This is a genomic window from Nocardioides sp. (assembly GCF_035697785.1).
Lineage (GTDB): Bacteria > Actinomycetota > Actinomycetes > Propionibacteriales > Nocardioidaceae > Nocardioides_B.
Map to the genome: position 1 here is coordinate 1 of NZ_DASSCL010000001.1, position 9,011 is coordinate 9,011.

Below are 9,011 nucleotides of genomic sequence, written 5' to 3' on the forward strand. Positions count from 1 at the left end.
CAGATCAGTGGGACGTCGCCGAAGCCGAGCCGCCGGGCGGCGTACGCCGGGAACTCGGAGACGAGGTCGGACGTCGCGGTGAAGATCACGCTGATGAAGTCGTCGACCTCGAGCCCGTTGGCCGCCATCACGTCGAGCACCATCTCGGCGACGCGTTCGAGCATGTGCTCGCGCACGTCGTCTTCGAGCTGGGTCGCTCCGCGCACCGCGCGCACCGCCACGGGGCCTCCTTCCGCCGAGTGCGCCCCACCCTATGACGGGTCGGACAACGATTCGTCTGCGATGTCCCTGCGTGAAACACCCCAAAGTCCGCAGACGAATCGTTGTCAGAGGCGGGCCGCGTCCAGCAACGTGCCGAGCTCCTCGCGGGTGAGCTCCCGCAGCTGCCCGGACCGGAGCCCGCGGAGCAGCACCGGGCCGATCGCGGTGCGGGTGAGCTTGCGGACCGGGTGCCCCACCTCGTCGAGGAGCCGGCGGACGATCCGGTTGCGGCCCTCGTGGATGGTGAGCTCGACGATCGAGCGCTGCGGCCGGGCCTCGACGACCCTCGCGGCCGACACCTCGACGGGGCCGTCGTCGAGCGTCACGCCGGTCAGCAGTCGCTTCACCGTGCCCTTGGTGACCCGGCCCTCGACCTCGGCGACGTAGGTCTTCGGCAGCTCGTAGGACGGGTGCGCGACCCGCTGGGCGAAGTCGCCGTCGTTGGTGAGCAGGATCAGCCCCTCGGTGTCGGTGTCGAGCCGGCCGACGTGGAACAGCCGCTCCGGCCGGTCGGCGACGTAGTCCGACAGCGTCTTGCGGCCCTCCGGGTCCGACATCGTCGAGACCACGCCCCGGGGCTTGTTGAGCACGAGGTAGACGTGGGCGCTCACCGGCGGCAGCCGCCTGCCCTCGACGCGGATCACGGCGGTGCGCGGGTCGACCTTGGTGCCGAGCCGGGTGACGACCTCGCCGTCGACCTCCACCAGGCCGGCGAGCATCAGCTCCTCGCAGCGGCGCCGGCTGGCCACCCCGGACTGCGCGAGCAGCTTCTGCAGCCGGACCAGCCCTTCGTCGTCGGTCGGGATCACGCCGTGTGCGACTCGAGGTCGCCCATGTCGTCGAGGTCCCCCATCTCCGGGAGGTACGGCGCCAGCTCGGGCAGGTCCTCGAGGGACTGCACGCCGATGCGCTCCAGGAAGTACGACGTGGTGCGGTACAGCGTCGCGGTGGTCTCGCTGTCCTGCCCGGCCTCCTCGACGAGCCCGCGCGCCACCAACGTGCGGATCACGCCGTCGACGTTCACGCCGCGCACCGCGGACACCCGGGCCCGGCTGACCGGTTGCTTGTAGGCGACCACGGCCAGGGTCTCGAGCGCCGCCTGGGTGAGCCGGGCCTGCTGCCCGTCGAGCACGAACCGCTCCACGACCGCGGCGTACTCCTCACGGGTGTAGAACCGCCATCCGCCCGCGACGTTGCGCAGGTCGAAGCCGCGGCCCTGCTGGGCGTACTCCTCGGCCAGGCCGGCGAGCGCCTCGCGGACCTGCTCCGGCGGGTAGCCCACCGCGCCGGCCAGCGTGACGTGGTCGAGCGGCTGGTCGGCGACCATCAGGACCGCCTCGAGCGCCGGCCGCAGCGCGGCGACCGGTACGTCCAGCGTCTCCGCCTCCTCGTTGGTCGAGGCCGCCGACGCGCCCTCCCCGTCGAGTGCCTGTCGCCCGTCGTGCTCGCTCACCGCTCGTCCTCCACGCTCTGCTGGTTGTCGTCCTCTGCCGTCTCGCCGCCCGTCGAGCCGTCCTCGTCGGGGGGCGCACCGTCGAACTCGTCGACGATCTCGACCTCCCCCTCCTCGGCCCCGGTCCAGCGCACCGTGAGCTCGCCGAGCGGGGTCATCTGGTCGAACGCGACCGCACCCTCCCGGAACAGCTCCAGGAGCGCCAGGAACCGCGCCACCCGGGTCAGCGTGTCCGGGGAGTCGCGCGCGATGGCCCGGAACGTCATCGTGCCCTGCCGACGCAGCCGGTCGACGACCAGCACCGCCTGCTCCTTGACACTGACCATCGGCGCGTGGATGTGCGCGAGCGACACCTCGAGCACCGGCTTGGGCTCCATCGCCCTCGCGGCCAGCGTGGCGAACTCGTCGAGCCCGAGTCCGATCAGCACCTCCGGCAGGAGTGTCGCGAACCGCTCCTCGAGGCCGACCGCCCGCGGGTGCCGCTTGGCCTCCCCCGCCATCCGGGTCTCGAGCAGGGCGGCGACCTGCTTGAACGCCTTGTACTGCAGCAGCCGGGCGAACAAGAGGTCTCGCGCCTCGAGCAGCGCCAGGTCTTCCTCGTCCTCGACGTCACCCTGCGGCAGCAGCCTCGCCGCCTTGAGGTCGAGCAGCGTGGAGGCGACCAGCAGGAACGACGAGGTCTGCTCGAGGTCCCAGCCCTTCTCGGTCGAGCCCTTGATGAAGGCGATGAACTCGTCGGTGACCTTCGACAGCGCGACCTCGGTGATGTCGAGCTTGTGCTTCGCGATCAGGCTCAGCAGCAGGTCGAAGGGACCCTCGAAGTTGTCCAGGCGTACGGCGAACGCGGCCGCCGCTTCGCCCTCCACCGGCACCGCGGGGACGTCGGACTGGGCATGCTGCACGGGTCCAGCATCCACCTCGGGGGCGGTGCTGACACTCACGGGGCTCACCAGCGTCAGCCCGAGGCCTGCTCGGTCAGCCGTTGCACGAGCACACTCTCGTCGCCGTTGAGCTCGAAGTCGGCCAGCGCGATCGCGACGGCCGCCCGCACCAGCCGGCCCCGGTCGACGCCCAGGCCGTGGCTGCGGCGCAGCGACAGCCGGGCGTGCTCGATGTCGAGCAGCTCGTCGGAGGTGATGTAGACGGTCATCTTCTCGTCGTGCTTCACCCGTCCGCTGCCGGTGGCCTTGGCCGGGGAGTCCGCGTCGGCGGGAGCGTCCGCCGCCTCCGGCGCCACGTCCGACGTAGCGGTGGCCGCTGCGTCCTCGACCGGGTCGGGGACGACCGTGGGGCGGAAGAGATCGTCGGCGGTCGGCAGGCTCACCCGTCGAGACACCGGGCCAGCACCTCCTTGGCCAGCTGCCGGTAGGACTCCGCGCCCGCCGACGTGCCGGCGTACGTCGTGATCGGCTCGCCGGCCACGGTGGAGTCGGAGAACTTCACCGTCCGCCGGATGACGGTGTGGAAGACGGTGTCGCCCCACGCCTGGACGAGCCGTTCCATGACCTCTCGGCCGTGCAGGGTGCGACCGTCGTACATCGTGCCGAGCACGCCGTCGATGTGCAGCTTGGGGTTCAGCCGCTCGGTGACCTTGTCGATGGTGGTCTTGAGCAGGGCGACGCCGCGCAGGGCGAAGTACTCGCACTCCAGCGGCACGATCACGCCGTCGGACGCGGTGAGCGCGTTGACGGTGAGCAGCCCGAGCGAGGGCTGGCAGTCGATGAGGATGACGTCGTAGTCGGCGATCGCCGGCTGCAGCACGCGCTGGAGGGTCTGCTCGCGCGCGACCTCGTGGACGAGCTGCACCTCGGCGGCGGAGAGGTCGATGTTGCTGGGCAGCAGGTCCATGCCGGGCACGTTGGTCTTGACGATGACGTCGTCGAGGGTGACGTCGCGCTGCAGGAGCAGGTTGTAGATCGACAGCTCCATGTCGTGCGGGTTCAGGCCCAGGCCGACCGAGAGGGAGCCCTGCGGGTCGAAGTCGACGAGCAGCACCTTGCGGCCGTACTCGGCGAGCGCGGCGCCCAGGTTGATCGTCGTCGTGGTCTTGCCAACGCCGCCCTTCTGGTTGCACATGGAGATGACCCGGGCGTTGCCGTGGATCCCGATCGGCCGGGGCTCCGGCAGGTCGGGCATCGGGCGCCCGGTCGGGCCCAGCTTGACCTCGGGGTCGGCGGTGGCCACCGCCCCACGCTCCGGGAGCGTCTCGGGTGCCTCGGGGTCGGGTCGACGGAACGGGATGGGGTCGCTCACGCGCTCGGGCTCTCCTGCGTCGATACGGGGGGAAGGGACGGCGTCCGGGACCGCCTCCGAGGGGTTCGGGGGCGCCCAGTTCCGCCGGGCCGGGTCGACGAGGGGAGGGATCGCAGGTGTGCCGCCGCTGTTGTTCTCGAACACGTCTGTTGCCTCTCCTCGTTGGCCGGCAGCGCACGACCCGCCGGGGTCGGTGGGCACGCGCGCCGCGGCGACTCTATGGGGTCACGCGACCAGTCAATCCCCCGGGGCGGGGCGCTACCGGGAGGCGCGCCGGTCCACTTGTCGACAATTCCGACAACGATTCGTCTGCGTTCGCCCCGCGTGAATCACCCCATTGTCCGCAGACGAATCGTTGTCAGTCGCGGGCCCTGGGGTGGGCGGTCGCGTACACCTCGCGGAGCGAGTCGACGGTGACCAGTGTGTAGACCTGGGTGGTGGTCACCGAGGCGTGGCCGAGCAGCTCCTGGACCACGCGCACGTCGGCGCCGCCGTCGATCAGGTGGGTGGCGAACGAGTGCCGCAGCGTGTGCGGCGACACCTCGGCGGTCACCCCGGCCCGGTCGGCCGCCTTGGCGAGGACCGACCAAGCGCTCTGCCGGGACAGCCGGCCGCCCCGGGCGTTGAGGAACAGCGCGCCCCCGGGCCCCCGGCCGGTCGCTCCCGTCGTGGCCCCGAGCCCCACCAGCTCGGGGCGACCGCGCACGAGGTAGGCGGCCACCGCCTCCGACGCGTAGCTGCCGACCGGGACGATCCGCTCCTTGCCGCCCTTGCCGCGCAGCCGGACCGCGCCGGCGTCAGGCTCGTCCGCGGTCGCCAGGTCGAGGTCGTCGACGTCGAGGCCGACCGCCTCCGAGATACGCGCCCCGGTGCCGTAGAGCACCTCGAGCAGGGCCCGGTCGCGCAGCGCCAGCGACGTGCCCGGCGCGCCGGCGGCGTCCAGGATCCGCTCGATGTCGGCCAGCGGCAGCGCCTTGGGCAGCCGCTTGGCCGGCGCGGGCGGGCGTACGGCGGCGGACGGGTCCGCGGCGGCTAGGCCCTCCCGGACCGCGAACCGGTGGAAGCCGCGCACGGCCACGACGGTGCGCGCGGCCGACCCAGCGCTCAGCGGCGGGTGCTCGGCGTCGCCCTCGCGGAGCGCGCGCAGGAACGCCGTCACCACCTCCTCGCTGACCGCGCCCGGGTCGTCGAGGTCCCGGTCGGCGAGGAACGCGACGTACCGCCGCAGGTCGCGCCGGTAGGACTTCAGCGTGTTGTCGGCCAGCCCGCGCTCGACCACGAGGTGGTCGAGGTAGGTCCGGACCGCGCGCTGGAGCGGCGTCGTTCCGGTGCCCGCCGCCACGCTCACGCCGTCCGCTCGCGCGGAACGCCGGTCAGCCGAGTGCTCCCTCGAGCGGGGTGCTCTCCATGCCGTGCGCCTCGGCGACCGGCGCGTTGGTGAGCCGGCCCGCGTGGGTGTTCAGTCCCAGCGCGAGCGACGGGTCGTCGCGCAGCGCCTGCTGCCAGCCCTTGTCGGCCAGCGCCACGGTGTAGGGCAGCGTTGCGTTGGTCAGCGCGTACGTCGAGGTGTTCGGGACCGCGCCGGGCATGTTCGCCACGCAGTAGAAGACCGAGTTGTGCACCGTGAATGTCGGGTCCGCGTGCGTCGTGGGCCGGGTGTCCTCGAAGCAACCGCCCTGGTCGACAGCGATGTCGACCAGCACGGAGCCCGGCTTCATCTGCGCGACCAGGTCGTTGCTGACCAGCTTGGGCGCCTTCGCGCCGGGGATCAGCACCGCGCCGATCACCATGTCGGCCTCCATCACCTGCTGCTGGATGGCCAGCTTGGAGGACGCGAGCCCGTGGACGCGGTTGTTGTAGCGCCAGAACGACAGCCGGAGCTTGTCCAGGTCGGTGTCGAGCAGCGTGACGTCGGCACCCATCCCCAGCGCGATGTTGGCGGCGTTCTGCCCCGAGACGCCCGCGCCGATGATCACGACCTTGGCGTTGGCCACCCCGCCGACGCCGCCCATCAGCACCCCGCGGCCACCCTGGGCCCGCATCAGCGAGTGCGCGCCCACCTGCGGGGCCAGGCAGCCGGCGACCTCGGACATCGGGTACAGCAGCGGCAGCCCGCCCGAGGGCAGTTGCACCGTCTCGTAGGCGATGGCGGTCACCTGGCGCTTGACCAGCTCCTCGGTGAGCGGCCGGTCGGCGGCGAGGTGGAGGTAGGTGAACAGGGTCTGGCCCTCGCGCATCCGCGCGTACTCCTCGGCGACCGGCTCCTTCACCTTGAGCACCATGTCGGCGGTGCCCCAGACGTCGTCGGCGGTGTCCAGCATCTTCGCGCCGGCGGCGACGTACTCCGAGTCCGGGATCAGCGAACCGGCGCCGGCCTCCTTCTCGACGTACACCTCGTGACCGTGCTGGGTGAGCTCGTGCACGCCGACCGGGGTCAGTGCCACCCGGTACTCGTGGTTCTTGACTTCCTTCGGAACGCCGACCTTCATCGACCCAACTGTCCTCTCGGGGAGACTCGCCGCCACGTCGTCGGGGCTGCGGCCCGAGCATAGTGAACCTCGGCCCGCCGGCGCGTCACGGCACTACGACGAGGTGGCCGCCCTGGCTCGGTCGCGGAGCGTGTAGGCGAGGACCGCGTGACCAGTGGGACCATTGGTGATCTCCCGCGCCAGGAACGCGTCGACCAGGTCCGCGACCGGCACCCACGAGGTGGTCATGTCGGCCTCCTCGTGGTGCGGCTCGAAGTCGCCGTGGTCGGCCGCCGGGCTCAGCCCGGTCGCCAGGTAGATCTCCATGCGCTCGCTGCTCAGCCCCGGTGAGGGGTACGTCGTGAGCAGGTGCTCCCACGTCTCCGCGTGGAGCAGCGCCTCCTCCTGGAGCTCGCGGCGGGCGGCCACGACCGGGTCCTCCCCCGGCACGTCCAGCAGCCCGGCGGGGAGCTCGAGCATCCGGCGGCCGATCGGGTGCCGGTACTGGTGCAGCACGAACGCCCGGTCCCGCTCGTCCACGGCCAGGACGACGACCGCGCCCGGGTGCTCGAGCACGAGCCGTCCGAACCGCTCGTCGGGTCGGTCCGGGGCAGTGATGGTGTCCCGGCGCACCGAGAACGGCGCCTTGCCGTCCCAGATGTCCTCGACCTCGTGGACCGGCCAGTGCTCCTCGGGGTCGCTCAGCCGCCCGGGCCCGACCTCGCCCGCCGAGCCCACTACGCCGGCTCGACCGCGGCGGTCGCGTCCGCGTTACGGCGCAGCGCCGCCTCGTCGATCGGGAACCGCAGCTCGCGCTGCCGCTCGATCGCCGCGCCGACGAGGCCAGCGAACAGCGGGTGCGGCCGGGTGGGCCGGGACCGGAGCTCGGGGTGCGCCTGGGTCGCGACGTAGTAGGGGTGCACGTCGCGGGGCAGCTCGACGAACTCGACCAGGTTGTTGTCGGGCGAGGTCCCCGAGAACACCAGCCCGGTCTTCTCGAGCCGGTCGCGGTAGACGTTGTTGACCTCGTAGCGGTGCCGGTGCCGCTCGTCGATCTTCGGCTCGCCGTACAGCTCGCGGGCGAGGCTGCCCTCCTTGAGCTCGGCCGGGTACAGACCCAGCCGCATGGTGCCGCCCATGTTGCCGCTGCCGCCCTCGACGAACTCCATCTGCTCCGCCATCGTGGCGATCACCGGCTCCTCGCAGCCGGGGTTGAACTCGGTGGAGTCGGCCTTGTCGATGCCCGCGACGTGCCGGGCGTACTCGATGACCATGCACTGCAGGCCCAGGCACAGGCCCAGCGTCGGGATGCCGTGGGTGCGGGCGTACTCGAGGGCACCCACCTTGCCCTCGATGCCGCGGATGCCGAAGCCGCCCGGGACGCAGACCGCGTCGACGTCGGACAGGTGACGCGCGGCCCCCTCGCGGGTCTGGCACTCGTCGGACGGCACCCAGAGCAGCCTGACCTTCGCCTCGTGGGCGAAGCCGCCCGCGCGCAGCGCCTCGGCGACCGAGAGGTAGGCGTCGGGCAGGTCGATGTACTTGCCGACCAGGGCGACGGTCACCTCCTCGGCGGGGTGGTGCACCCGCCGCAGCAGGTCGTCCCACTCGGCCCAGTCGACGTCGCGGAACGGCAGGTTGAGCCGGCGTACGACGTAGGCGTCCAGGCCCTCGGTGTGCAGCACCTTCGGGATGTCGTAGATGGATGGCGCGTCGGCGGCGTTGACGACGGCCTCCTCGTCGACGTCGCACATGAGCGAGATCTTGCGCTTCATCGACTCGGGGATCTCCCGGTCGGAGCGGCAGACGATCGCGTCGGGCTGGATACCGATCGAGCGGAGCGCGGCCACGGAGTGCTGGGTGGGCTTGGTCTTCAGCTCGCCGGAGGGTCCGATGTAGGGCACCAGTGAGACGTGCAGGAAGAAGCAGTTGTCGCGGCCGACGTCGTGGCGCACCTGGCGGGCCGCCTCGAGGAACGGCAGGCTCTCGATGTCACCGACGGTGCCGCCGATCTCGGTGATCACCACGTCGACGTCGGGGCCGGCCATCGCGCGGACCCGCTCCTTGATCTCGTTGGTGATGTGCGGGATCACCTGCACCGTCTCGCCGAGGTAGTCGCCGCGCCGCTCCTTGGCGATCACCTCGGAGTAGACCTGCCCGGTCGTCACGTTGGCGATGCCGCGCAGGTCGGTGTCGAGGAACCGCTCGTAGTGCCCGATGTCGAGGTCGGTCTCGGCGCCGTCGTTGGTGACGAACACCTCGCCGTGCTGGAACGGGTTCATGGTGCCCGGGTCGACGTTGAGGTACGGGTCGAGCTTCTGCATCGTGACCCGCAGACCGCGCGACTTCAGCAGGCTGCCGAGCGAGGAGGCGGTGAGGCCCTTGCCGAGCGAGGAGGCGACGCCTCCGGTGACGAAGACGTGCTTGGTCGGCTGCGATGCGGCCAAGTGAACTCCCGTGGTTGGCGTCGTGGACGAGCCGGTGGTCCTCGCCCGAACGGTTCGCGAGGAACCGTCCACGGGGTTCTAGCCTACCAATGCATCCGAGGGCGTCGGCAGCCAACACCCCGGGCCGGT

10 protein-coding genes are annotated in these 9,011 nt (G+C 71.6%); all 10 read right to left on the reverse strand.

The window, feature by feature from the left end:
• Positions 1–221 (reverse strand): chorismate mutase (locus VFH10_RS00005; RefSeq protein ID WP_325124738.1); only part of this gene is annotated, 221 nt, incomplete at its 3' end.
• 105 nt (positions 222–326) lie between these two features.
• Positions 327–1,070 (reverse strand): pseudouridine synthase, encoded by a 744-nt coding sequence (locus tag VFH10_RS00010; RefSeq protein ID WP_325124739.1) that lies wholly within the window; start codon positions 1,068–1,070, stop codon positions 327–329.
• Complete coding sequence (gene scpB, locus VFH10_RS00015; RefSeq protein WP_325124740.1) at positions 1,067–1,714, reverse strand: SMC-Scp complex subunit ScpB; 648 nt, start codon at positions 1,712–1,714, stop codon at positions 1,067–1,069. The genes VFH10_RS00010 and scpB overlap by 4 nt, the downstream gene beginning before the upstream one ends.
• A complete protein-coding gene (locus VFH10_RS00020; protein WP_325124741.1) occupies positions 1,711–2,616 on the reverse strand; it encodes a ScpA family protein in 906 nt (301 codons plus the stop codon). The genes scpB and VFH10_RS00020 overlap by 4 nt, the downstream gene beginning before the upstream one ends.
• Before the next feature lie 53 nt (positions 2,617–2,669).
• Positions 2,670–3,050: a hypothetical protein gene (locus VFH10_RS00025; protein ID WP_325124742.1), complete on the reverse strand. Its 381-nt coding sequence runs from the start codon at positions 3,048–3,050 to the stop codon at positions 2,670–2,672.
• The gene (locus VFH10_RS00030; RefSeq protein WP_414689818.1) at positions 3,035–3,967 is read right to left on the reverse strand and encodes a ParA family protein; all 933 of its coding nucleotides are present in this window, start codon (positions 3,965–3,967) and stop codon (positions 3,035–3,037) included. The genes VFH10_RS00025 and VFH10_RS00030 overlap by 16 nt, the downstream gene beginning before the upstream one ends.
• 358 nt (positions 3,968–4,325) lie before the next feature.
• Entirely contained in the window at positions 4,326–5,315 is a 990-nt protein-coding gene (locus VFH10_RS00035; RefSeq protein WP_325124743.1) for a site-specific tyrosine recombinase XerD, read from the reverse strand.
• Positions 5,316–5,340: 25 nt separating this feature from the next.
• Complete coding sequence (ald, locus tag VFH10_RS00040) at positions 5,341–6,456, reverse strand: alanine dehydrogenase (protein WP_325124745.1); 1,116 nt, start codon at positions 6,454–6,456, stop codon at positions 5,341–5,343.
• Between the two features lie 93 nt (positions 6,457–6,549).
• Positions 6,550–7,173, reverse strand: a complete 624-nt coding sequence (locus VFH10_RS00045) for an NUDIX hydrolase (RefSeq protein ID WP_325124747.1) — start codon at positions 7,171–7,173, stop codon at positions 6,550–6,552.
• Complete coding sequence (locus VFH10_RS00050; protein WP_325124749.1) at positions 7,173–8,882, reverse strand: CTP synthase; 1,710 nt, start codon at positions 8,880–8,882, stop codon at positions 7,173–7,175. The genes VFH10_RS00045 and VFH10_RS00050 overlap by 1 nt, the downstream gene beginning before the upstream one ends.
• Positions 8,883–9,011: the final 129 nt, after the last annotated feature.

What these genes read in the sequence shown, in the direction of transcription:
- ald (WP_325124745.1), bottom strand. Translation starts at nt 6,456, where the DNA reads ATGAAGGTCGGCGTTCCGAAGGAAGTCAAGAACCACGAGTACCGGGTG.